The organism is Curtobacterium sp. NPDC090223 (assembly GCF_044746585.1).
Lineage (GTDB): Bacteria > Actinomycetota > Actinomycetes > Actinomycetales > Microbacteriaceae > Curtobacterium.
Genome location: NZ_JBIVCN010000003.1, coordinates 312,679 through 335,608, shown reverse-complemented (window position 1 = coordinate 335,608; position 22,930 = coordinate 312,679). Strand labels below are relative to the sequence as shown.

Genomic DNA, 22,930 nt, shown 5'->3' with positions numbered 1-22,930 from the left:
GCAGCGCGCGGCGACGCCGCGCCCGCGTCAGCCGACCGCGACCGACGGCCGCACCAGGCGGCCCGCCTCGTGCAGCGACGCCACGACGTCGAGCGCCTGGTGCCGGTACCGCGCCTGTGCCGCACCCGGCGCCACGATGACGCCGTTCGCGCCCGTGGACTCCAGCAGCGCGTTGATCTTGTCGGCGACCTGCTCGGCGGACCCGTACGCCTGCCGCTCGGTCCGCGCCGCGATGAACCGGCGCTCGAGGTCCGAGAACTCGTACGCGCGGGCCTCGTCCATGGAGACCGGCTCGGGCTTCGCGCCCTGCCGCATCCGGATGAACGAGATCATGCCGGGTGCGCTCTGCTCTTCGATGACGGACGGGTCCTCGTCCGTGACGACCTGCACGCCGATGAGGGCGTTCGGCTCCGACCGGAACCGCGACGGACGGAAGGAGTCGCGGTACAGCGCCAGCGCCGCCTCGGTGTTGTCCGAGGCGAAGTGGTGCGCGAACGCGAACGAGATGCCGAGCGCGCCGGCGACCTGCGCGCTGTACCCGGAGGACCCGAGCAGCCAGAACTCGGGCACGTCCCCGTAGCCCGGCACCGCGCGGATGCGGGAGAGCGGGTTGGTGGCGTCCATCCCGGTGAAGAACCCGATCAGGTCCGCCAGGCGCTCCGGGAAGTCGTCCACGTCGAGTCGGTCGGTGCGGCGGAGCGCCATCGCGGTCGCGCCGTCCGTGCCCGGCGCGCGGCCGAGCCCCAGGTCGACGCGGTCGCCGTAGAGCGCCCGGAGCGTGCCGAACTGCTCGGCGACGACGAGCGGCGCGTGGTTCGGGAGCATCACACCCCCGGAGCCGATGCGGATGGTGCTCGTGGCGGCGCCCACGGCGCTCAGGAGCACGGCGGGGGCCGACGAGGTGATGCCGGGCATGCCGTGGTGCTCGGCGACCCAGAACCGCTCGTAGCCGAGTTTCTCGGCGTGCACCGCCATGTCGATGGAGCCCTGCAGGGCCTCGGTGTTGGACTGGCCGTACTCGCGGGTGGCCAGGTCGAGGACGGACAGGTGCACGGATGCGTCGCTCATGTGGTCGCCAACGTCGACCGGCCCGCGTCCATTCCGCGGTGCGGCGACCCGGACGGGAGGCCCGGGTCGGCCCCGTCAGGCCAGGTCGCCGTCCAGACGCCCACCGGACTCGGTCAGGTAGCAGTTCGCGCAGAGCGACTCGTACTCGACGTCGACCCCGTCGATCGCGACCTGCGACCCGTCGAACACGAAGCGGCCGTCGACCTTGCGCGCGTTGAAGACCGCCTTGCGTCCGCAGCGGCAGATCGTCTTCAGCTCCTCGAGGGAGTGCGCGAGCTCCAGGAGCCGCCGGCTGCCGGGGAACGCCTCGGTCCGGAAGTCCGTGCGGATGCCGTACGCGATCACCGGGATCTCGTCGAGCACGGCGATGCGCAGCAGGTCGTCGACCTGGCGCGGGCTGAGGAACTGCGCCTCGTCGACGAGCACGCAGCTCACCGAGCGGACCATGCCGTCGAGCCGGTCCGACACGGGGTCGACGGCACCCGCGGCGGTCACGGCTGCGCGGACGTCGTCCTCGGCGGCGAACACGATGTCGACCTGCCGCGTGACGCCGAGCCGGGACACGATCTCCCGGTCGCCCTTGGTGTCGACGGACGGCTTGGCGAGGAGCACCCGGTGCCCGCGCTCTTCGTAGTTGTACGCGGCCTGCAGCAGCCCGGTGCTCTTGCCGCTGTTCATCGCCCCGTAGCGGAAGTACAGCTTCGCCACTAGGAGAGGAAGCCGTCCTCCGCCGCACGACGGATCAGGTCGGACTTCTTCGACGCGGGACGACCGACCTTGGCGTACTTCTCGCGGACGCGCCGCAGGTAGGTCTTCGCGGTCTCGTACTGCACGTTCATCTGCGAGGCGACCTCGTTGGTGGAGTAGCCGGAGACGTACAGCCGCAGTGCCTCTTCCTCGCCGTGGCTGAGCTTCGGCCGCTGGTGGGCCGTCGCGCCGGTCGGCAGGGGACGCCACTCGCGCTGCGCCGGGGTCTCCCGCTCGACGCCCATCACGTCTCGGGCGACGTCCATGACCTCGCGCATGGGGAGCGACTTCGACAGGAAGGCCGCGGCGCCGGCGGCGAGGGCGCGGTCGCGGGACTCACGGGTGTCGAGGCTCGAGAGCACGATGACCTTCGCACCGGCAGCACGGCAGGTGCGGACGCGGGCCTCGATCGACACCGGTTCCTTGAGCTGGAAGTCCAGGAACACCAGGTCGGTCGGGAAGCTGTCGCTGTGCACCATCTCGAGCCACGAGTGCGCGGTGAGGGCCAGGTCGAAGTCGAAGGCGTTGACGGCGATCCAGCTCGACAGGCTGTCCAGCAGCACTTCGTGGTCGTCGAGGATGGCCAGACGGACCCGGCGTGATCCGGGGTTCGGCAGGGCGGGTGAGCCCTCCGTCAGCCTGTTCGGGTCAGTGCTGGTCATACGAGAACCTTAGTGCGAGGGACGATGGTCGGACGGCGACGTCGAGGTCGGGGAACGTCACGCGGAGGACGGCGAAGTAGGGGTCGAACGTGCGGTGGATGCCGATGTCGGAGTCCGCGACGGCGACGTCGAGCGCGACCCGGACGCGGGCGACGCCGACGTCGGGGTCGGTGTCGGGATCACGGGTGATCGTGGCGCGGAACCCCGCCGGGTCCACGGTGCTGGCTCGGAGCACCGCCCGCACGAACGTCCGCACGACGGTGCGCTGGTCGGTGTCGAGGGTCGCGATGAGGCCGTCCGGGTCGTCGACGACCGCGTTCGCACCGCCCTCGGCGCGCACCGACTGCTCGAACCAGGTCCGGTCCGCGTCGGCGACCATCACCCCTCGGATGCCGTCCGCGATCGCACGGGCCCTGGCGCGGTCGGCGTCGGTGATGGTCTCGCGGGTGCGGAGTTCGGCGAAGAAGGGGGCGACGTCCCGCGCGAGGATCGTCGAGCGGTCCTGCTGCACGCTCGCCGCGATGCCGTCGCGTTCGGCACGCTCGACCGAGTAGGAGCCGGCCCGGATCTGCACGCGCTCGGCCAGCCCGCCGAACGTCCGGGCGAACACGCCGGACGCCGCGGTGAGGACCAGCGTCGGCGCTGCCGCGAGGAACGCCGAGACCGACAGCGGCACGTCGTGCGGGAACACCGACGCCGCGAAGCCCCAGGCCAGGCCGTCGATCACCGCGAGGACGAGGCCGCCCACCACGAGGTCGACCCACGGCCGGTACGGGGCGACCATCACGATGCCCGTCGCGGTGAGCAGGGACATGAAGTCGTTCAGTGCGCTGCGGTCCGGCCCCCACTGCGACGCGACGCTGGTGACGGCGGCGACCCCGAGCAGGGCGATGTGCGCGACGAACGCCCAGCGCGGGAACGGGGCGCGGAACGGGCTCGAGGCCGTGACGACCACCGCGGTGGAGGCGGCGAGCAGCAGGACGGTGAGCGCGCTGAGCGTCGGGCTGCCGACGACGTCCCGGTCGAAGACGGACACGACGATGGCCCACACCAGGCCGAGCGCGCCGAGGACGACCGCCAGCGGCCGGGACCCCATCACGCCGAGCGGGTCGTACTGCTGCGCGGTCCGCCCGGTCATGACCGTGCCCCGTCGCCGTGGCTCGGCGTCTGGACCGAACCGGTCAGCGCCGCGTACGGCACGGACATCATCACGCTGGTGCCGGTGCCGGGCGACGACCACACCTGGACGTCACCGCCGACCCGGCCGATGCGCTCGCGGACCGAGTTGCGGAGGCCCATGCGGTCCGCGCCGGTCTCCTGCTCGTCGAACCCGCGACCGTCGTCGACGACCATCACGGTGCAGGCGACGCCGTCGTCGAACACGCTGACCTCGGCGGAGTCGGTCTCGGCGTGCTTGCGGACGTTCGCCAGACACTGCCCCACCGCGCGGACGAGTGCCGTCACCGACGTCGACTCGAGGCGCGCGAGCACGGACGGGTCCCCGGTGACGCTGACGTCGAGCCCGTGTGCACGGTGCTCCTGGATGACGTGCTCGAACGCCTGCTCGGCGGCGCCGGACGCCTGGGCCGGTGCGGCGGCGAGCCACTCCTTGCCCGTGAGCATCGCGACGTCGGCCTCGACCGTGCGGGCGAGCTGTTCGTCCATGGGGCCGTCCGGGGCGAGGGCGATCGCACCGAGGTGGTTCAGGACGGTGTCGTGCAGGATCGCGGAGGCCTCGGCCTCGACGCGGGCACGGTAGGCGGAGACGTGTTCCTCGCGGGCGGACCGCAGGAGCTCCGGCTGGACGCGCTGCGACCTGGCCGTGCTCCGTCCGGCCGCGAGCACGATGGCGGCCACGAAGGCCAGCGTCACCCAGGCCAGGACCAGGGGGTGGCCGGGACCGCCGGACTGCAGGGTCGCGATCACCGTGGCGAGCCGCCCGACGACGAGCCCGGCGATCGACCAGAGCACGACACGGCCGGGCACGGCGCCGGCGCCACCGACGAGCACGAGCGGCACCACCACGAGCGAGACGAGGTACGAGGTCACCCACGGAACCGGGATCTCCCGCTGCACGACCAGGGCGAACCACCAGGCGCACACCCCGCCGACGACCAGGAACGCGACGGCGGAGCGCCAGGTCCCGAACTGCACGTGGACACCGATCATGCCGAGCATGGGCACGACCGCGAGCACCGCACCGACCACGTGCACGTCGGGGTCCGCGATCCGGAACAGCACGAGCGCGACGACCGCAGCCCCGAGGGAGCCGATCGCCGCAGCGTGGAACGCCCGGACCGTCGACCACGCGTTCACTCGCGGAGCGAGATGCGTGGGGATGCCGAGCACGGTGGTGGTCCTTCCGGGAGCCAGGGAGCGCCGCCCACGATCCAACCACCATCCGAGAGGCCGTGTACCCCGGATCGGGCACCGGGCGACGACAGGCTCGATGATACCGGCAGCCGCCGGGCGCCGATGTCCCCCGAACGCGGACCGAGCGGTCTTCAGAACAGCGTCGGGACGCCGTTCGTGATCCGCGGGCGACCCGCCGGCGCGAGCGCCTGCGTCCGGACGTCGTGTCGGGCGTCCCATGTCCGATCTGCGCGCTTCAGCGGCGAGACCCCGGCGGCCCGGTCGCTGCCGGGGCCGGACGTCGGGTCGTTGCCGTCGCTGAACCCCATCGAGCCCGTCGCCGGGTCGACGCGCCCCAGACCGACCCCGTGCGCGCGCATGATCGGACGGATCCGCTCGCCGAGCCACCGCCGGTAGTCCTTCGGCGGGTAGGTGTTGTCGAGGTACATCGCCCGGTAGCGCCCGACCAGGTCCGGGTGGGTGCGCGCGAGCCACTCCATGTACCAGGGCTTCACACCCGGCTTCAGGTGCAGGGCGGAGTACATCACGCTCGTCGCCCCCGCAGCGGCGGCACGGCCGATGGCGTCGTCGAGGTGGGTCGTGGTGTCCGTGATGTACGGCAGCACCGGCATCAGGAAGACCGAACACGACAGACCGGCGTCACGCACCGCCCGGACCGTCGCCAGGCGGGCGGTGGTGGTGGGCGTGCCCGGTTCCACGGACTGCTGCAGGTCGTCGTCGTACACCGCGATCGACATCGCGAGGTCGACCGGGACGCGCTCCGACGCCGCGACCAGCGCCGGGATGTCCCGCCGCAGGAGCGTGCCCTTGGTGAGGATGCTGAACGGCGTCCCGGAGTCCGCCAGGGCGGCGATGATGCCGGGCATCAGGCGGTACTTGCCCTCGGCACGCTGGTACGGGTCGGTGTTGGTGCCGAGCGCGACCGGGTGGCGGTCCCAGCTCGGCTTCGCGAGTTCACGGCGCAGGACGTCGGCGACGTTGGTCTTCACGACGATCTGCTGGTCGAAGTCCGCGCCGCCGTCGAACTCGAGGTACGTGTGCGTCGGCCGTGCGAAGCAGTACACGCAGGCGTGCGAGCACCCCCGGTACGGGTTGATCGTCATCCCCCAGGTGCCGCCGTCGATGGCGCCGACCCGGTTCAGCGCCGACTTCGCCAGGACCTCGTGGAAGGTCACACCCGCGAACTCCGGGGTCGTCACGCTGCGGACGAACCCGCTGTTCGACTCGAGCCCGGGGAGCATGTCAGCACCCGACGCGTCGATCGCCCGTCCGTCCCATCGCATGCCCTCATTCGAACACACGTTCGAATGCAACGCAAGGCGACGGTGGGGTCAGTGGTGCAGGCCGAGCACCTTCGCCGTGCGCTCGAGGGTCGCGTCCGCGAGCGCGGCGTCGTCACCGAGGTCCTTGCCGTACGTCGGCACCATCACCCGGACGGCGTCCTCCCAGCGGTCCCAGCGGTCCGGGAAGCACTTGCGCAGCAGTCCGAGCATGATCGGCACCGCGGTCGACGCCCCCGGGGAGGCCCCGAGCAGGCCGGCGATGGAGCCGTCCGCCGCGGTGATGACCTCGGTGCCGAACTGCAGCACCCCGCCCTTGTCCTTGTCGGGCTTGATCACCTGGACGCGCTGCCCGGCGATGATCTTGTGCCAGTTGCCCGGCTGCGCGGCCGGCATGAAGTCCTTCAGCGCGTCGAACTTGGTCGACTTCGACGCGAGCAGCTGGCCGACGAGGTACCGCACCAGGTCGAAGTTCGAGAACGCGACACTGAGCATCGGGCGCAGGTTGTGCGGCCGGATCGAGCGGAACAGGTCGAGCACGGAGCCCTGCTTGAGGAACTTCGGGCTGAACCCCGCGTACGGACCGAACATCAGCGACGCCTTGCCGTCGACGATCCGGGTGTCCAGGTGCGGCACCGACATCGGCGGCGCGCCGACACTGGCCTTGCCGTAGACCTTGGCGGCGTGCTTCTGCACGACCTCGGGGTCGTCGGTGCGGAGGAACTCGCCCGACACCGGGAAGCCGCCGTACCCACGGATCTCCGGGATGCCGGACTTCTGCAGCAGCTGCAGGGCTCCGCCGCCGGCGCCGACGAAGACGAACTTCGCGGCGATCTTCTGCGTCGAGCGACCGACCTCGTTACGGACGTCGAGGGCCCAGCCGTCGAACTCCTTGCCGCGCTTGATCCTGGTCACCTGGTGGTTCGGCTCGAACTCGACGCCGTCCACCTCGAGCTGGTCGAAGAGCTGCCGGGTGAGTGAACCGAAGTCGACGTCGGAGCCGGCCGCCGAGTAGGTCGCCGCGATCGGCTGGTCCTTCTTGCGGCTCGGGATGAGCGCCGGTGCCCACTTCCGGATCTGTTCGGCGTCGTCGCTGAACTCGAGGCCGGCGAAGAGCGGGTGGTCCTTCATCGCGTCGTACCGGGCGCGCATGTACTCGACGTTCTCCGCACCCCAGACGAAGGAGATGTGCGGCGTCGGGTTGATGAAGTTCGACGGGTCCGGCAGCGTGCCGGTCTCCACCAGGAACGACCAGAACTGGCGGGACACCTGGAACTGCTCGTTGACGTTGACGGCCTTGGTGATCTCGACGCGGCCGTCGGGGAGTTCTGGCGTGTAGTTCAGCTCGCAGAGGGCCGAGTGCCCGGTCCCCGCGTTGTTCCACGGGTTCGAGGACTCCTGCGCCACGCTGCCGAGGCGCTCGTAGACGCGGATCTTCCAGCTCGGCTCGAGCCGGTGGATGATCGCGCCGAGCGTCGCGCTCATGATCCCTCCCCCGACGAGGACGACGTCGATGGGGTCCACCTGCTTCACTGCCACCCGACGATCCTACCGGCGCGCGCTGACAGCGCGGGCAACACGACGGACTGGAGGCCCGGTGCCAGCTGGCACCGGGCCTCCTGTCAGGACGTCCTCACGCTGCGACGACGCGACGCGCGACGACCACCTCGGCGATCTGCACCGCGTTCAGGGCTGCGCCCTTCCGCAGGTTGTCGTTGCTGACGAAGAGCGCCAGGCCGTGCCCTTCGGGCGCGGACTGGTCGGCGCGGATGCGGCCGACGAAGGTCGGGTCCTGCCCGGCCGCCTGCAGCGGCGTCGGGACGTCCGACAGCTCGACCCCCGGCGCACTCGCCAGGATCTCGGTGGCGCGCTCCGCGGACAGCGGCTCGGCGAACTCGGCGTTCACCGAGATCGAGTGCCCGGTGAACACCGGCACGCGGACGCACGTGCCGGCGACGAGCAGGTCCGGGAGCTCGAGGATCTTGCGGCTCTCGTTGCGGAGCTTCTTCTCTTCGTCGGTCTCGCCCAGGCCGTCCTCGACGATGCTGCCCGCCAGCGGGACGACGTCGAAGGCGATCGGGCGGACGTACTTGACCGGGTCGGGGAACGTCACGGCGGAACCGTCGTGGGTCAGGCGTGCCGTGTCCTGCTCGAGCGCGGCCTTCGCCTGGCCGAGCAGCTCGTCGACGCCGGCGAGCCCCGAACCCGAGACCGCCTGGTAGGTGGTGGCGACGAGCCGACGGAGGCCGGCCTCGGCGTCGAGCACCTTGAGGACCGGCATGATGGCCATCGTCGTGCAGTTCGGGTTCGCGATGATGCCCTTGCCCGCCTGGTCGATGGCGTGCGGGTTGACCTCGCTCACGACGAGCGGGACCTCGGGGTCCATCCGCCAGGCGCTGGAGTTGTCGATGACGAGCGCGCCCGCCGCGGCGAACTTCGGCGCGAGCGCACGCGAGGCGGTGGCACCCGCGGAGAACAGCGCGATGTCGATGCTGGACGGGTCGGCGGTCTCGGAGTCCTCGACGACGACCTGCTCGCCGCGGAAGGGCAGCGTCGTGCCGGCGGACCGGGCGCTCGCGAAGAAGCGGACGGTCGTGGCGGGGAACGCGCGCTCCTCGAGCAGACGGCGCATCACGGCGCCGACCTGGCCGGTGGCGCCGACGACGGCGATGGTGAGGTCAGACATGCTGTGCTCCTGCTCCGTGCGGCTCAGCGGCCGGTGCCGGCGTAGACGACGGCTTCGTTGTCGGCGTCGAGGCCGAACGCCTCGTGCACGACGCGCATCGCGTCGTTGAGGGTGTCGGCCCGGGTGACGACCGAGATGCGGATCTCCGAGGTGGAGATCATCTCGATGTTGATCGACGCCTGGTGCAGCGCGCGGAAGAGCTCGGCGGAGACGCCCGCGTTCGTGCGCATGCCGGCCCCGACCAGGGCGAGCTTGCCGATCTGGTCGTCGTACTGGATGCTCTCGAACCCGATGTCCGCCTTCGCGACGCCGAGCGCGGTCAGGACGTTCTGGCCCTGGTCCTTCGGCAGCGTGAAGGAGATGTCGGTGCGTCCGGTCGAGGCGGCCGACACGTTCTGCACGATCATGTCGATGTTCGCACCGGAGCGGGCCACGATCGTGAAGATCTCGGCCGCCTTGCCCGGCTGGTCGGGCACGCCGACCACGGTGATCTTGCCCTCGGAGAGGTCTCCGGCGATGCCGGTGATGATCGGTTCTTCCACGGTTTCCCCCTTCGCAGGGTTGTAGACGATGGTGCCCTCGGCGTTGCTGAACGACGATCGGACGTGGAGGGTGACGCCGTGCCGACGGGCGTACTCGACGGCACGGATGTAGAGGACCTTGGCGCCGGACGCCGCGAGCTCGAGCATCTCCTCGCTCGTGATGCGGTCGATCTTGCGCGCCTTCGGGACGACACGGGGGTCGGCGGAGAAGATGCCGTCGACGTCGGTGTATATCTCGCACACGTCGGCGTCGAGCGCGGCGGCGAGGGCCACCGCGGTCGTGTCGGAACCGCCGCGGCCGAGGGTGGTGATCTCGCCGGTCGTGCGGTTGAACCCCTGGAAACCGGCGACGATCGCCACGTGTCCGGCGTCGAGCGCTTCGCGGACGCGCTTCGGCGTGACGTCGACGATGCGTGCCTTGCCGTGCTGGGCGTCGGTGAGCATGCCCGCCTGGCTGCCGGTGTACGAGGAGGCCTCGACGCCGAGGCTCTTGATCGCCATCGCGAGCAGCGCCATCGAGATGCGCTCCCCCGCGGTGAGGAGCATGTCGAGTTCACGGCCGGCCGGGATCGGGGTGACCGAGTGCGCGAGGTCGACGAGTTCGTCGGTCGTGTCGCCCATCGCGGAGACCGCCACGACGACGTCGTTGCCGGCCTTCTTCGTCTCGACGATCCGTTTCGCGACGCGCTTGATGCTCTCGGCGTCCGCGACGGACGATCCACCGAACTTCTGCACGATCAAGGCCACGGGCGGGTACTCCTGGAGGACGGGTCCGCGACCGAGCGCGGCTTCGACAATCGTAGACGGTGTTTCGGGGATGTTGCGTGTGGGCGGGTGTCCACGCAACGATCCTGCGTGGGCCACCGCGGGGGCTCGATGCCTGGCGTCTGGCGCGCGGCGTGCGGCGCTCGGCGCTCGGCGCTCGGCGCTCGGCGCTCGGTCAGCCTCCGACGAGTCGGCGGCCCTCGAAGGCCCGGCCGAGGGTGACCTCGTCCGCGTACTCCAGGTCGCCGCCCACCGGCAGCCCGGACGCGAGCCGGGTCGTCCGGATGCCCATCGGCACCAGCAGGCGGCTGAGGTAGGTCGCGGTCGCCTCGCCCTCCAGGTTGGGGTCGGTCGCGATGATCACCTCTTCCACCGTGCCGTCGGCCAGGCGCGTCATGAGCTGCTGGATGCGCAGGTCGTCCGGACCGACGCCGTCGATCGGGCTGATCGCACCGCCGAGCACGTGGTACAGCCCGCGGAACTCGCGGGTGCGCTCGATCGCGGCGACGTCCTTCGCCTCTTCGACCACGCAGATGGTGGCCGGCTGGCGGCGGGGGTCGCGACAGATGCTGCAGCGCTCGGACTCGGTCACGTTGCCGCAGACCTCGCAGAACCGGACCCGCTCCTTGACGTCCGCGAGGAGCTCGGAGAGCCGCGAGGGGTCGAACGACTCGTTCTGGAGGATGTGGAACGCGATGCGCTGCGCCGACTTCGGGCCGATGCCGGGCAGGCGGCCGAACTCGTCGATGAGGTCCTGGACGATGCCGTCGTACATCAGCTGCCCTCGCTCAGGGAGGTCTCCTCGATGAACTGCGCGCCGAGGATCTCACGCACCACGGCTTCGCCGTAGCGGCCGGGGACCGGGGCGCGGCGGACCTGCTGCTGGACCGGCTGCGGCTGGGCCTGCTGTCGCGGCTGCTGCTGAGGCTGCTGCTGAGCGGGCTGCTGCTGCTGGGCTGGCTGGTGCTGCTGGCTCGGTGCCGGGGCGGGGCCGCCACCGGGGCCGGGGTCGGGGAACGGCGCGCCGTCGTCGAAGGGGGCGTCGTCGAGCGGGTAGTCGTCGACCGGGACGGGAGGCTCGTCCCGCGCCGGCACCGCGGCCTGCGGCGGGCGCTTCCCGGCCTGCAGGGCGTCGATCGCCGCCTGCACGTCGGCGACCGGTCCCGAGGTGGGCGCGGGTGCGGATGCGCTCGCGGGGGCGACGGTGTCACCGGGGGCGGTGGACCCCATGGGGGCCGCCCAGGTGGGCTCGACGTCGTCGGGGACCGCGCCGGCGGTGGGGTCGGTGGCGGGGATCGTCGCGACGGCCCACTCGGTGACGGGGCCCGAGGGGGCGCTCGGCGATGCGGGCTGTGGAGCGGGCGCGGGGTCCTGATGCGGGACACTTTCCTGCTGCGGGGCACGGTCCGTGTCGGGGGTGCGGACGGGTTCCGGCGGCCGGGACTGGTGCTGCGTGTCATGCGTCGCGGTGTCTCGGGGCGCAGTGTCCTCAGGCGCGGTGTCGCGCGGCGCGGCGGGTGCGGTGGGTCGCTCCGCCGCTGCCTGGCTCGGCGTCGGTGTCGGCTGCGCCGGCTGCATCGGCGCGGACTGCGTCGGCGCGGGCTGCGTCGGCGCGGTGCTCTGCGGTGCCGTCGGTCGCTGCTGCGCCGCACCCCCCGGGCCGCCGGGACCCCGGGCGACGAACTTCACCCGGAAGCCCAGGAGGTCCTGGATCGCGGCGCGCACCAGCTCGCTGACGCTCGTCGACGGGTCGGACATCTCCTTGAAGGACGCCACGTCCTGCTGGCTCGGGAACGTCAGCGTGAGCACGTCGTCGCGGAGTGCCGTGACCTGCGCCGTCACGACGACCGTCCACGCGGAGCGCTTGGCGCGCTGGACGTGCTCGAGCACCTGCGGCCAGGTGTCCCGCATCTGCTGGAGACCCACGGCCGCGATCGGCTGTACGACGGGCTCGGACCCGATGACGGTGCCCTGCCCGGTCGAGGAGGCCGCGGCGTGCTTGCTCGGCTCGGATGCCGTCGGTCCCGAGCGCTGCTCCGGCTGCCGTGCCGGGGTCTCCGGGGCCTCTGGTGCGCTCGGCGCGACGGCCGCCCACGAGGCGGCGGCGTCCTGCGCGGCGTTCGCCGACGGCTCCTGCGTGCTGGCGGCGTCCGACGTGGACACCGGCGTCGCCGGAGCGTGCGGAGCCCGGGCCTGCGTGGTCGGGGCCTGGGGAGCCTGCGCTGCCGGAGTCGGCACGGCCGGAGGCTGTTGCGTGGTCGCTGCCGGCGCCGGCGCGGCCGTGCGGACGGGCGGCGCGGACTCCGCCGTTGCCTGGTGCCCGCCGGCGTCCCCGACGCCGACACGGCGCTCGAGACGCTCGACGCGTGCGAGCGCTCCGCGCTGGGTGTCGTCCGTTTCCGGGACGAGCATCCGCGCGATCATCAGCTCGAGGTGCAGCCGTGGCGAGGTGGCGCCGGTCATGTCGGTCAGCGCACGGTTCGCGATGTCGGCACCCCGGGACAGCCCGTTCGCGCCGAAGACGCCGGCCTGCCGGGTCATCGTGTCGAGTTCCTCGGGCGAGACGCCGCGCAGGACCGCGCCGGCGCTCTCGTTCGTGGCGGCGACGACGATCAGGTCGCGGAGCCGCTCGAGCAGGTCCTCGACGAAACGCCGCGGGTCCTGACCGGTCTGCACGACCCGGTCGATCGCCGCGAACGCGGATCCCGGGTCCGCCACGGCGAGGGCGTCCACGACGTCGTCGAGCAGCGCGCTGTCCGTGTACCCGAGGAGCGCCACGGCACGGTCGTAGGCGATCGCCCCGTCTTCACTGCCCGCGATGAGCTGGTCGAGCAGGGACAGGGTGTCGCGGACCGACCCGCCGCCGGCACGGACGACGAGCGGCAGCACGCCCGGTGCCACCGACACGGACTCCTGCCCGCAGAGCTGCTCGACGTACTCGAGCATCACGGCGGGCGGGACGAGCCGGAACGGGTAGTGGTGGGTGCGCGAGCGGATCGTGCCGATGACCTTCTCGGGCTCGGTCGTCGCGAAGATGAACTTGACGTGCTCCGGCGGTTCCTCGACCAGCTTCAGCAGCGCGTTGAAGCCCTGCGGGGTCACCATGTGCGCCTCGTCGAGGATGAAGATCTTGTAGCGGTCACGGGCCGGGGCGAACACGGCTCGGTCGCGGAGGTCACGGGCATCGTCGACACCGTTGTGACTGGCGGCGTCGATCTCGATCACGTCGAGCGAGCCGCTACCGCCGCGCGCGAGCTCGACGCAGCTCGGGCAGACGCCGCACGGGGTGTCGGTCGGACCCTCCGCGCAGTTCAGGCAGCGCGCGAGGATGCGCGCCGACGTCGTCTTGCCACAGCCGCGCGGCCCGCTGAACAGGTACGCGTGGTTGACCCGGTTGGTCCGGAGGGCAGTGCGGAGCGGGTCGGTGACCTGCGACTGCCCGATGAGCTCGGCGAAGTTCTCAGGCCGGTAACGGCGATACAGGGCGGTGACCACGCGACAAGGGTAGCCGGGACCGCCGACACCGCCGTCCGAAATCCCCAGGGCAGCCGGCAACGAAAAGACTCCTCACGCACCCGCCAGAGCCCGGTTACCCTTGCTGCGTTTCCGCCCTGGGGGAGTTGGCCTGGATGGCGTCACGTGAGGAGCCGCGGAAGAGTCTACCGGACGGAAGGAGCATCATCGGACACATGAAGATCGCCATCGCCGGAGGACACGGCCAGATCGCCCTCCTCCTCGCTCGTCTCATCGTCGACGCCGGACACCAGGCCGTCGGCATCGTCCGGAACCCCGCACACATCGCCGACGTCGAGCAGACGGGAGCGACCGCGATCGTCGCGGACCTCGAGCAGCTCGAGGACGACCAGCTCGCGCTCCGGCTCCGTGGCGTGGACGCCGTGGTCTTCGCCGCCGGCGCCGGCCCGAACAGCGGCGCGGAACGGAAGCTCACGGTGGACCGGGACGCGGCGATCCTGCTCGCGGACGCAGCGGTCCGCCTCGGCATCGACCGGTACGTGATGATCTCCGCGATGGGCGCTGACGCGTACGACCCGGAGCTCGCCGTCGTCCCGGCGAAGGACGACGCGGCCGTGTTCCAGGTGTACCTCCGTGCCAAGGCGGAGGCCGACGCGAGCATCCGGTCCCGCCGCTTCCGGTGGACGATCGTCCGCCCAGGAGGCCTGCTCGACACCCCGCCGCAGGGCACCGTCGCCGTGGGGACCACCGTCCCCCGTGGCTCGATCCCCCGTGCCGATGTCGCCGCGATCGTCATGCACGCGCTCCTCGACGACTCCGCGCTCGGCGTGCAGTTCGAGGTGACGAGCGGCAACACCCCGATCCCGGCGGCCCTCGGCGCCCTCGGCTGACCCGCACGCGGCGCCGCATCCCCCGCGAAACACCACCAGCACGCCGAGACGCCGCCGGATTCGGCGGCGTCTCGGACACACAGCGGCGCCTCACGCCCGCAGCGGCGCCTCACGCCGGCAGCGCGCGCGGCCGCCGGCTCACGCCAGCGCGACCGCCGCCGACTGCCGCGCGATCTCGAGCTCCTCGTTCGTGGGGATGACCAGCACCGCGACCCGGGACGAATCCGTGGAGATGAGCCGGGCCTCCTTCGAGTGCAGCTCGTTCCGGTCGTTGTCGACCTCGATGCCGAGGTGCCCCAGGCCGGCCAGGACACGACGGCGCAGCAGCGCGTTGTTCTCCCCCACGCCCGCGGTGAACACGACCGCGTCGAGCCCGCCGAGCTGCGCCGTGTAGGCCCCGACGTACCGACGGATCCGGTGCCGGTACACGGCGAGCGCCGCCTCGGCGTCCTCGTCGCCGTCGATCGCCTTCGCCTGGACGTCGCGCATGTCGCCGTTGCCGGTGAGCCCGAGCAGCCCGGACTGCTTGTTGAGCATGTCGTCGAGTTCGTCGAAGGACAGCCCGGCTTCCCGGTGCAGGTGGATGAGGACCGCCGGGTCGAGGTCGCCCGAGCGCGTGCCCATCACGAGCCCTTCGAGCGGGGTGAGCCCCATCGAGGTCTCGATCGACCGACCGCCGTCGATCGCCGCTGCGGACGCCCCGTTGCCGAGGTGCAGCACGATCGTCTTCAGCTCGGACAACGGGCGCTGGAGGAACTCGGCCGCCTGCTCGGAGACGTACTTGTGGCTGGTGCCGTGCATGCCGTACCGCCGGATGCCGTACTTCGCCGCCAGCTCGGCCGGGATCGCGTAGGTGTACGCGTGCGGCGGCATCGTCTGGTGGAACGCGGTGTCGAACACCGCGACGTGCGGGACGTCGGAGAAGACCTGCTTCGCCGCACGGATCCCTTCGAGGTTGGCCGGGTTGTGCAGCGGTGCCAGGCTCGACAGGTCGTCGATCTGCTGCTCGACCCGGTCGGTGACGACGGTGGCGCGGTCGAACGTGGTGCCGCCGTGCACGACCCGGTGCCCGACGACCGCAGGCGGGTGCTCGTCGAAGGACGGTCCGACCTTCGCGAACGCGTCGATCATCGCCTGGAACCCGGCCGCGTGGTCCGGTACGGATGCCGAGTCGTTCGAGGACGACTCCCCCGTCAGTGCGTTCGTGTGCTTCCAGGCACCGTTCGACTCGCCGATGCGCTCGACGAGGCCGGACGCGAGCGTCCGCTCGCCCTCGAGCTCGATGAGCTGGTACTTGAACGAACTCGATCCGGAGTTCACGACGAGTGCGGCGGTCACGGTGGCTCGCTTTCTGTGGATGGCTCGGGAGAGCCGGTCTGGAGGCTCGGGGTGCGTCCGGCGGTCAGGCCGCGTCGGTCGCGGTGCCGGCCTGGATGGCGGTGATCGCGACGGTGTTCACGATGTCGCTGACCAGTGCCCCGCGGGACAGGTCGTTGATCGGCTTGCGGAGGCCCTGCAGGACGGGGCCGATCGCCACGGCGCCGGCGGAGCGCTGCACGGCCTTGTAGGTGTTGTTGCCGGTGTTGAGGTCCGGGAAGATGAACACCGTCGCGTGCCCCGCCACCGGCGAGTCCGGCATCTTCGTGCTCGCGACGGTCGGGTCGGCCGCCGCGTCGTACTGGATCGGGCCCTCCACCAGCAGGTCGGGACGACGCTCGCGGACGAACGCGGTACCGGCACGGACCTTGTCGACGTCGGCCCCGGAGCCGCTGTCACCGGTCGAGTAGCTGAGCATCGCGACGCGGGGGTCGATGCCGAACTGCGTCGCGGTCTCGGCGGAGGAGATCGCGATGTCCGCGAGCTGCTCGCTCGTCGGGTCCGGGATCACCGCGCAGTCGCCGTAGACCAGGACGCGGTCGGCGAGTGCCATCAGGAACACGCTCGACACGATCGAGGTGTCCGGACGGGTCTTGATGATCTCGAACGACGGACGGATGGTGTGCGCTGTCGTGTGCTTCGCACCGGAGACCATGCCGTCCGCCAGGCCGAGCTGGACCATCATCGTGCCGAAGTACGAGACGTCGGTGACGGTGTCGCGGGCGAGCTCGATGCTCATGCCCTTGTGCGCGCGGAGCTTCGTGTACTCCTCGGCGAAGCGTTCGCGCAGGTCGGAGTCGAACGGCGAGACGAGCTGTGCGGCGTCCAGGTCGAGCCCGAGTTCCGTCGCTCGGGCACGGATCGCCGCGGGGTCGCCGAGGATCGTGAGTTCGCAGACCTGCCGCTGCAGCAGGGTCGAGGCGGCGCGGAGGATCCGGTCGTCGTCGCCCTCGGGCAGGACGATGCGCTTGCCGTACTCCCGCGCCCGGTCGAGCAGCCCGTGCTCGAACATCAGCGGCGTGACGACGCCCGACGGGGTGACCTGCAGACGCGCCAGGAGTTCGTCGGCCTGCACGTGCCGCTCGAACAGCGACAGCGCCAGGTCGGCCTTCCGCGGGGAGTCCGCCGCGAGCCGGCCACGGGTCTGGGTGATGCGGAGTGCGGTGTCGTACGTGCCGAGGTGGTTCGTCGCGATCGGCAGCGAGCTCGACAGGCCCTCGAGCAGGCGGGTGATCTGCGGCGCGGTCTCGAACCCGCCGTTCAGGATCACGCCGGCCAGGCTCGGGAAGGTCTCCGACTGGTTGGCGAGGAGCGTGGCGATGAGGACGTCGTTCCGGTCTCCGGGGACCACGACGATCCCGCCCTCGATCAGTCGCGGGAGCACGTTCTCCATGCTCATGCCCGCGACCACGGTACCCAGGGCCTCACGGTCGAGCAGTGCCTCGTCGCCGCGGACGAACGTGGCGTCCGTGGCCGCGAGCAGGGCCCGGACGGTCGGTGCGACGAGCACGGCGTCCTCGGGGATGGCCCACACCGGGGTGTCCGGGTGGTCGTCCTGCACGGCGGCGGAGACACTGGCGCAGATGGCCGGCATCGCGTCGGGGTCCGCGCGGTTCACCACGATGCCGAGCAGCTGGGCGTGTGCGCTCCGGAGCTCGCTGGTGGTGACGTCGGCGACCTGCCCCATGTCCTCGGCGCTGCGGGCGGCACGGTCGGCGGCGTTCCGGCCACCGAGCACGAGCAGTACCGGCGCTCCGAGGTTCGTGGCGACCTTGGCGTTGAAGGAGAGCTCGGTCGGGCTGCCGACGTCGGTGTAGTCCGAGCCGAGCACCACGACGGCGTCGTACTGCCGCTCGACCTGCGCGAAGCGGCTCACGATCGTGGCGAGTGCCGCATCGGCGTCGGCGTGCACGTCGTCGTAGGTCACCCCGACCGCGTCGTCGTAGGACTGGTTCGCGCCGGTGTGCTGGAGCAGGAGCTCGAGCACGTAGTCGGGTTCCTCCACCGAGCGGGCGACGGGTCGGAACACGCCGACGCGTCCGACCGTGCGGGCGAGGGTCTCGAGGACACCGAGCGCGACCGTGCTCTTGCCCGTGTGTCCTTCTGCTGACGTGATGTAGATGCGGGTCGACACGGTCCCAGGGTAGCCACGGGCTCGTCGCGCCCACTGGGAACGGACACACCTGTGGACGGCCGTGGTCGTCCACACCCCCGAAGACCTGTATCATGGGGTGTCGTCATCGAGAGATGGCACCAGGAGAATTCGCCTAGTGGCCTATGGCGCACGCTTGGAAAGCGTGTTGGGTGCAAGCCCTCGGGGGTTCGAATCCCCCATTCTCCGCCAGAACGAACGGTGCAAGCACAGAACCCCCAGCCGGGGTTCGAATCCCCCGTTCTCCGCCAGCGGATCACCACCGCACCAGCAACACCGCACGAGCAACACCATCCGAAAGCGCACGAGTCCCCGGACCGTGCGCTTTCGGCGTTCCTGAGCGGATCCGCCGGGTTGACACGTCACCGGTCCCCCACCCTGGGGACCCGTCTGCACCCCGTTCGCCGTGGACGGACTCGAAAGGGTGGACAGACCTGTCGCGATCGCCCCGAGGTCCCCTATGCTGACCGCACGGCACGCCCGAACGACGGTCGAGCCGAGTGCATCGACGGCAGGGGCGCCGTCCTGTGGGACGCCCTTCGGCGTGCCCGGGCACCCGAGGGGACGAGGAGACGGCCGTGGGGGAAACGACCGCGCCGGCGACGGCGAGGAGTGATCGGATGACGTACGACGTCGTCCTGCGCCCTCGTGCCGCGCTCGTCAGGTCCACCGCGCTGAGCATCGTCTTCTCCGCCGTGCCACTCGCCGTCGCCCTCGTCTGGATGTCCTTCCCGCTGCGACTGTGGGCGCTCGTCGCGTCCGTGGTGGTCGTCATCGGGATCGTCGTCGGCCTGGTGTTCGTCCGGCTCCGCTCGGCGTTCGTCGGCATCGGCCCGGACGGCGTCACGGTGCGCGGGGTCGTCGCGGCACGCCGGACTTTCTCCCGCGAACAGGTGTCGAGCATCGTCCTCGCGACGACCTTCGGCAGCTCCGTCGACCGCACCGCCCGCGAGCTCGTGGCCTTCGACGCCGACGAGCAGGTCCTCTTCCGGATGCGCGGGGACGTCTGGGGCGACCAGGGACTCGACCAGGTCGTCGACGCCCTCGGCGTGCAGGTCACCGAGATCACGCGGCCGATGCCGGCGCGGGACTTCGCCCGCCGCTACCTGCCGAGCCGCCGCACCCGCTAGCACCCGCGCCCGGTGCGCTACCGCCGGCGCCGGAGGGTCGAGAAGATCCCCTGCACGACCTCCTTCGCGATGGTCCCGCCGAGTCCACCGCCGAGCAGGTCCGACAGCGGGTCGTCGGCCTTCCGCGACGACGTCGTCCGCCGGGTCGTGGTGGTCCGTGACCGTCGGGACCGTGCCGCACGCTCGGCCTTCTCGAACTCGCGCTGCGTCCGCTCGTACTCCTTCTGCGCGGCCGCGCGCTCCCGTTCCTCCTGCTTCGCCTGCGCCGCCGCCTCCTTCGCAGCAGCGGCCGCGGCACGCGCCGCCTCCTTCGCAGCGTCCGCGGCGGCGGTGGCCGCCGCCTCCTGCGCCTCAGCCGCAGCGGACTGCGCCGCAGCGGCCTCCATCCGACGGGCGAGCATCTCGTGCGCCGAGTCGGGGTCGACGCGGGTGCCGTAGGTGGCGAGCAGCGGGGACGAGGCGACCCGGGCCTCCATCTCGGCCGACGGCATCGGGTCCATGGACCCCTGTGGCGCGCGCAGTCGGGTCCACGCGACGGGGGTGGGCGCACCCTTCTCGTTCATCACGGTGACGATCGCCTCGCCGGTCGCCAGGGAGGTCAGGACCTCGCCGAGGTCGTAGTCGCTCGTCGGGTACGTCGACACGGTTGCGCGGAGGGCCTTCGCGTCGTCCGGGGTGTGCGCGCGGAGCTGGTGCTGGATGCGGGAGCCGAGCTGCGCCAGGACGTCGTTCGGCACGTCCTTCGGGGTCTGCGTGACGAAGAAGATCCCGACGCCCTTCGAGCGGATCAACCGGACCGTGCGGACGATCTGCTCGGTGAAGTCCTTCGACGCGCCGCTGAAGAGCAGGTGCGCCTCGTCGAAGAAGAACACCAGCTTCGGCTTGTCCTGGTCGCCGACCTCGGGGAGCTCGTTGAACAGGTCCGCGAGGAGCCACATCAGGAAGGTCGAGAACACCTCGGGCTGGTCCTGGACGCCCGGTACCTCGAGCAGGCTGACGATGCCGCGGCCGTCCGGAGCGCTCCGGAGGAACACCTGCGTGTCGATCTCCGGCTCGCCGAAGAACTGGTCGGCGCCCTTGTCGGCGAAGGTGATGAGCTCGCGCAGGATCACCCCGGCGGTCTGCTTCGACAGGCCGCCGAGCTCCGCCAGCTCTGGCTTGCCCTCGTCGCTGACCAGGAACGTCAGCACGCTCCGCAGGTCGCTGAGGTCGACCAGCGGCAGCCCGGCGCGCTCGGCGTAGTGGAACACCAGACCGAGCGAGGACTCCTGCGTGTCGTTCAGCCCGAGGACCTTCGACAGCAGCAGCGGCCCGAACCCGGACACCGTCGCACGGATCGGCACGCCCGTGCCCTGCCCGCCGAGCGAGTACAGCTCCGCCTGACTGGCGGCCGGGGTCCAGTCCTGCCCGATGCCGGCAGTCCGTGCGAGCAGCTTCTCGTTGCCCTGGCCGGCCACCGCGATCCCGGACAGGTCCCCCTTGATGTCCGCGGCGAACACGGGCACCCCGTTCGCCGCGATCTGCTCGGCGAGCACCTGGAGCGTGCGGGTCTTGCCGGTACCGGTCGCACCGGCGACCAGGCCGTGCCGGTTCAGCATCCCGAGCGGGATGCGGACCTGGACGTCGGGGCGCGCCTCGCCGTTCACCAGGGCACCGAGTTCGAGGGCGCTGCCCTCGACCGCGTAGCCGTCCCGGACGGCCGCGACCGCGTCCGCACCGAGTGGGCCGGTCGCGTCCGCACTGCCGGGAGGCTCGGTGCCGGCACTCGACGTCGCCTCCGGTCCGGTGGGGGTCGCCTCCGGCGCCGCCGGTGCGACGGTCTCGGGTGTCGCGACGGCGGGTTCCGCGTCGGGGGTGAGTGGGGCCTCCAGGCCGGACGGAGCGGGCGACCCGGCGGCTGCCGGTTCCGCGTCCGGGGTGAGCGGTGTCTGCGCGAGTGCCGCAGCGAGTTCCTCGGCGCGTGCGGCTGCTGCCTCCGCGAGGCGCTGCGCTTCCTCGGCGGCGACCCGTGCCGCCGCTGCTGCTGCCCGTGCCTGCTCCACCGCGTCGCTCATGGGCACAGCCTATGGACGCGGACGCCGCTCGTCCGGGGTCCGCCGGGTCCGCGTGCCGGGGCCCGCGCGCCGGGGTCCGCGCGCCGGGGTCCGCGCGCCGCGATCGCTGCGCGCGCCTCGTTCGACACCGCACAAGTCGATCGACGGCCGCGGTGTCGACTCATGCGGAGGCAACGGCTGCGTCCGCATCGTTCGACACCGCACACGTCGATCGACTGGCGTCGTGTCGAACCATGCGCACGCGCTCGCGCTCCGCACGCACGCGCGCCGCGGCCGCCCGCGTCAGTGCGTCAGCGCGGGCACCGAACGCGGCCGGACCACGAGCCACAGGAGCAGGATCGCGACCGCCGACGTGCACGCCATCACGGCGGCCATCGGTGCCGCCTGGGAGATCCCGAGCCAGCCGACGATCGGCGAGATCAACCCGGCCACGCCGAAGTTCAGGGCACCGAGCACCGATGCGGCTGTCCCTGCCTCCTTGCCGTGCGCCGCGAGGCCGATCACCTGCACCAGGGGGAACGAGAACCCGCACGCCGCGATGAAGAACCACAGCGGTATCAGGACCCCGATCAGCCCGGCACCGAGCAGGTCGAGCACGATGATCGCAGTCGCCGCCAGGAACAGCGTCGCCGTCGAGCACGCCAGGATCCACTGCGGCCCGATCCGCTGCGCCAGCCGGGAGGAGATCTGCACGCCGACCACGACCCCGACGGAGTTCACCGCGAAGAGCAGGCCGTACTGCTGGGCGTCGAGCCCGAAGACGTCCTGGAACAGGAACGGCGACGCACTGAGGTACGAGAACAGGCCGCTGAACACCATCGCCCCGATCAGCGCGACCCCCACGAAGATGCGGTCCGAGAACAGCGCACGGTACCGCTGGCCGATGGTGGCGTGACCGGCCTCGTGGCGGCGTGCCGGCGGCAGCGTCTCGACGATGAGCAGGATGGACGCGATGACGACCGCCAGGCCGTAGCAGGCCAGGAAGACGAAGATGCCGCGCCAGCTGACGAACCGCAGCATCTGCGAGCCGATCAGCGGTGCGAGGATCGGCGCCAGGCCGTTCACCATCGCCAGCCGCGAGAGCATCAGCACGAGGGGCTTGCCGCCGAACAGGTCGCGGACCGTGGCCATCGCGACGACACCTCCGGCGGCGGCGCCCATGCCCTGCAGCACGCGGAACACCGCGAGCACCTCGATGTTCGGGGCCATCGCGGCGCAGATCGACGCGGCAACGTGCACCGACGTGGCGATGATCAGCGGAAGCCTGCGGCCGACCTTGTCGCTCCACGGGCCGACGAGCAGCTGGCCGACCGCGAAGCCGAGCGTGGTGGCGGTCAGCGTGAGCTGCACGGCGCCGTCACTGACACCGAACTGGTCCTTGAGCGACGGGAACGCCGGCAGGTAGAGGTCGATCGTGAACGGCCCGAGCGCGGTGAGGGCGCCGAGCACGAAGACGTAGACGAGACGCTGCGCCCGGGACAGGGAGTCCCCGGGATGCAGGATGACGGTGAGCGAACCAGTGGTCGCGGGCGCGGTCACAACAGGGTCCTTCGACGATGAGGGGCGGTGGGGAGGGGTGATCGCGGGATCGCTCGAATCGATTCGTCCGCTCGATCATCCTAGGGGCCCGAGCGGCCGCCGCCGACACCCGTTGCCGGGCGTTGCCGCGTGTCGGTGTCCCGCCGTGCTCACCGTACGCACACCTGCGGTACCGTCGGAGGGCTCGGGGC

General features: G+C 71.5%; 17 protein-coding genes, 1 tRNA gene and 1 other RNA gene. 3 read left to right on the top strand and 16 right to left on the bottom strand.

Annotated features, from left to right (window positions below):
* Positions 1-27: 27 nt before the first annotated feature.
* From ACIPJY_RS09055 to ffs, 12 genes are all read right to left on the bottom strand, one after another.
* On the bottom strand, positions 28-1,068 hold the full coding sequence (locus ACIPJY_RS09055; RefSeq protein WP_400462212.1) for an LLM class flavin-dependent oxidoreductase: 1,041 nt from the start codon (positions 1,066-1,068) through the stop codon (positions 28-30).
* A 75-nt stretch (positions 1,069-1,143) separates the two neighbouring features.
* Complete coding sequence (locus ACIPJY_RS09050; RefSeq protein WP_400462210.1) at positions 1,144-1,776, bottom strand: thymidine kinase; 633 nt, start codon at positions 1,774-1,776, stop codon at positions 1,144-1,146.
* Positions 1,776-2,477: a helix-turn-helix transcriptional regulator gene (locus ACIPJY_RS09045; protein WP_400462208.1), complete on the bottom strand. Its 702-nt coding sequence runs from the start codon at positions 2,475-2,477 to the stop codon at positions 1,776-1,778. The genes ACIPJY_RS09050 and ACIPJY_RS09045 overlap by 1 nt, the downstream gene beginning before the upstream one ends.
* Positions 2,464-3,615 carry a hypothetical protein gene (locus ACIPJY_RS09040; protein ID WP_400462205.1) on the bottom strand — a complete coding sequence of 384 codons (1,152 nt, stop codon included), beginning with the start codon at positions 3,613-3,615 and terminating at the stop codon, positions 2,464-2,466. Before ACIPJY_RS09040 ends, ACIPJY_RS09045 begins: the two co-directional genes overlap by 14 nt.
* Entirely contained in the window at positions 3,612-4,826 is a 1,215-nt protein-coding gene (locus ACIPJY_RS09035) for a sensor histidine kinase (protein ID WP_400462202.1), read from the bottom strand. The genes ACIPJY_RS09040 and ACIPJY_RS09035 overlap by 4 nt, the downstream gene beginning before the upstream one ends.
* A gap of 155 nt (positions 4,827-4,981) precedes the next feature.
* Entirely contained in the window at positions 4,982-6,133 is a 1,152-nt protein-coding gene (locus ACIPJY_RS09030) for an Rv2578c family radical SAM protein (protein ID WP_400462199.1), read from the bottom strand.
* 48 nt (positions 6,134-6,181) lie between these two features.
* On the bottom strand, positions 6,182-7,669 hold the full coding sequence (locus ACIPJY_RS09025) for a malate:quinone oxidoreductase (protein ID WP_400462196.1): 1,488 nt from the start codon (positions 7,667-7,669) through the stop codon (positions 6,182-6,184).
* Positions 7,670-7,763: 94 nt separating this feature from the next.
* Complete coding sequence (locus tag ACIPJY_RS09020; RefSeq protein ID WP_400462193.1) at positions 7,764-8,816, bottom strand: aspartate-semialdehyde dehydrogenase; 1,053 nt, start codon at positions 8,814-8,816, stop codon at positions 7,764-7,766.
* 23 nt (positions 8,817-8,839) lie between these two features.
* Positions 8,840-10,105 (bottom strand): aspartate kinase, encoded by a 1,266-nt coding sequence (locus ACIPJY_RS09015; RefSeq protein ID WP_400462190.1) that lies wholly within the window; start codon positions 10,103-10,105, stop codon positions 8,840-8,842.
* A 193-nt stretch (positions 10,106-10,298) separates the two neighbouring features.
* Positions 10,299-10,898 carry a recombination mediator RecR gene (gene recR, locus ACIPJY_RS09010; protein ID WP_400462187.1) on the bottom strand — a complete coding sequence of 200 codons (600 nt, stop codon included), beginning with the start codon at positions 10,896-10,898 and terminating at the stop codon, positions 10,299-10,301.
* Complete coding sequence (locus tag ACIPJY_RS09005; protein WP_400462184.1) at positions 10,898-13,618, bottom strand: DNA polymerase III subunit gamma and tau; 2,721 nt, start codon at positions 13,616-13,618, stop codon at positions 10,898-10,900. The genes recR and ACIPJY_RS09005 overlap by 1 nt, the downstream gene beginning before the upstream one ends.
* A 60-nt stretch (positions 13,619-13,678) precedes the next feature.
* Positions 13,679-13,775, bottom strand: an RNA gene (gene ffs / locus ACIPJY_RS09000) — signal recognition particle sRNA small type.
* Positions 13,776-13,812: 37 nt separating this feature from the next.
* Between ffs and ACIPJY_RS08995 the strand changes: the two genes are divergently transcribed.
* A complete protein-coding gene (locus ACIPJY_RS08995) occupies positions 13,813-14,487 on the top strand; it encodes an SDR family oxidoreductase (RefSeq protein WP_400462181.1) in 675 nt (224 codons plus the stop codon).
* 138 nt (positions 14,488-14,625) lie between these two features.
* Here ACIPJY_RS08995 and ACIPJY_RS08990 read toward each other — a convergent pair whose 3' ends face one another.
* Together ACIPJY_RS08990 and pta are read right to left on the bottom strand one after the other, a co-directional pair.
* Entirely contained in the window at positions 14,626-15,825 is a 1,200-nt protein-coding gene (locus ACIPJY_RS08990) for an acetate/propionate family kinase (RefSeq protein WP_400462178.1), read from the bottom strand.
* A 64-nt stretch (positions 15,826-15,889) separates the two neighbouring features.
* On the bottom strand, positions 15,890-17,998 hold the full coding sequence (pta, locus tag ACIPJY_RS08985) for a phosphate acetyltransferase (protein WP_400462175.1): 2,109 nt from the start codon (positions 17,996-17,998) through the stop codon (positions 15,890-15,892).
* A gap of 122 nt (positions 17,999-18,120) precedes the next feature.
* Here pta and ACIPJY_RS08980 point away from each other — a divergent pair.
* Together ACIPJY_RS08980 and ACIPJY_RS08975 are read left to right on the top strand one after the other, a co-directional pair.
* A tRNA-Ser gene (locus tag ACIPJY_RS08980) sits at positions 18,121-18,208 on the top strand.
* A 428-nt stretch (positions 18,209-18,636) separates the two neighbouring features.
* Positions 18,637-19,146, top strand: coding sequence for a hypothetical protein (locus ACIPJY_RS08975; protein ID WP_400462173.1), 510 nt, complete (start codon positions 18,637-18,639; stop codon positions 19,144-19,146).
* Between the two features lie 17 nt (positions 19,147-19,163).
* Here the strand turns inward: ACIPJY_RS08975 and ACIPJY_RS08970 are convergent, their stop codons facing one another.
* Both ACIPJY_RS08970 and ACIPJY_RS08965 read right to left on the bottom strand, forming a co-directional pair.
* Entirely contained in the window at positions 19,164-21,200 is a 2,037-nt protein-coding gene (locus tag ACIPJY_RS08970) for a helicase HerA-like domain-containing protein (RefSeq protein WP_400462170.1), read from the bottom strand.
* Between the two features lie 282 nt (positions 21,201-21,482).
* Complete coding sequence (locus ACIPJY_RS08965; RefSeq protein WP_400462167.1) at positions 21,483-22,739, bottom strand: multidrug effflux MFS transporter; 1,257 nt, start codon at positions 22,737-22,739, stop codon at positions 21,483-21,485.
* Positions 22,740-22,930 lie beyond the last annotated feature (191 nt).

Coding starts and splice junctions, on each gene's coding strand:
- ACIPJY_RS08995 (WP_400462181.1), top strand. CDS start 13,813: ATGAAGATCGCCATCGCCGGAGGACACGGCCAGATCGCCCTCCTCCTC.
- ACIPJY_RS08970 (WP_400462170.1), bottom strand. CDS start 21,200: ATGAGCGACGCGGTGGAGCAGGCACGGGCAGCAGCAGCGGCGGCACGG.
- ACIPJY_RS08975 (WP_400462173.1), top strand. CDS start 18,637: ATGACGTACGACGTCGTCCTGCGCCCTCGTGCCGCGCTCGTCAGGTCC.
- ACIPJY_RS09045 (WP_400462208.1), bottom strand. CDS start 2,477: ATGACCAGCACTGACCCGAACAGGCTGACGGAGGGCTCACCCGCCCTG.
- ACIPJY_RS09030 (WP_400462199.1), bottom strand. CDS start 6,133: ATGCGATGGGACGGACGGGCGATCGACGCGTCGGGTGCTGACATGCTC.
- ACIPJY_RS09055 (WP_400462212.1), bottom strand. CDS start 1,068: ATGAGCGACGCATCCGTGCACCTGTCCGTCCTCGACCTGGCCACCCGC.
- ACIPJY_RS09020 (WP_400462193.1), bottom strand. CDS start 8,816: ATGTCTGACCTCACCATCGCCGTCGTCGGCGCCACCGGCCAGGTCGGC.
- recR (WP_400462187.1), bottom strand. CDS start 10,898: ATGTACGACGGCATCGTCCAGGACCTCATCGACGAGTTCGGCCGCCTG.
- ACIPJY_RS09040 (WP_400462205.1), bottom strand. CDS start 3,615: ATGACCGGGCGGACCGCGCAGCAGTACGACCCGCTCGGCGTGATGGGG.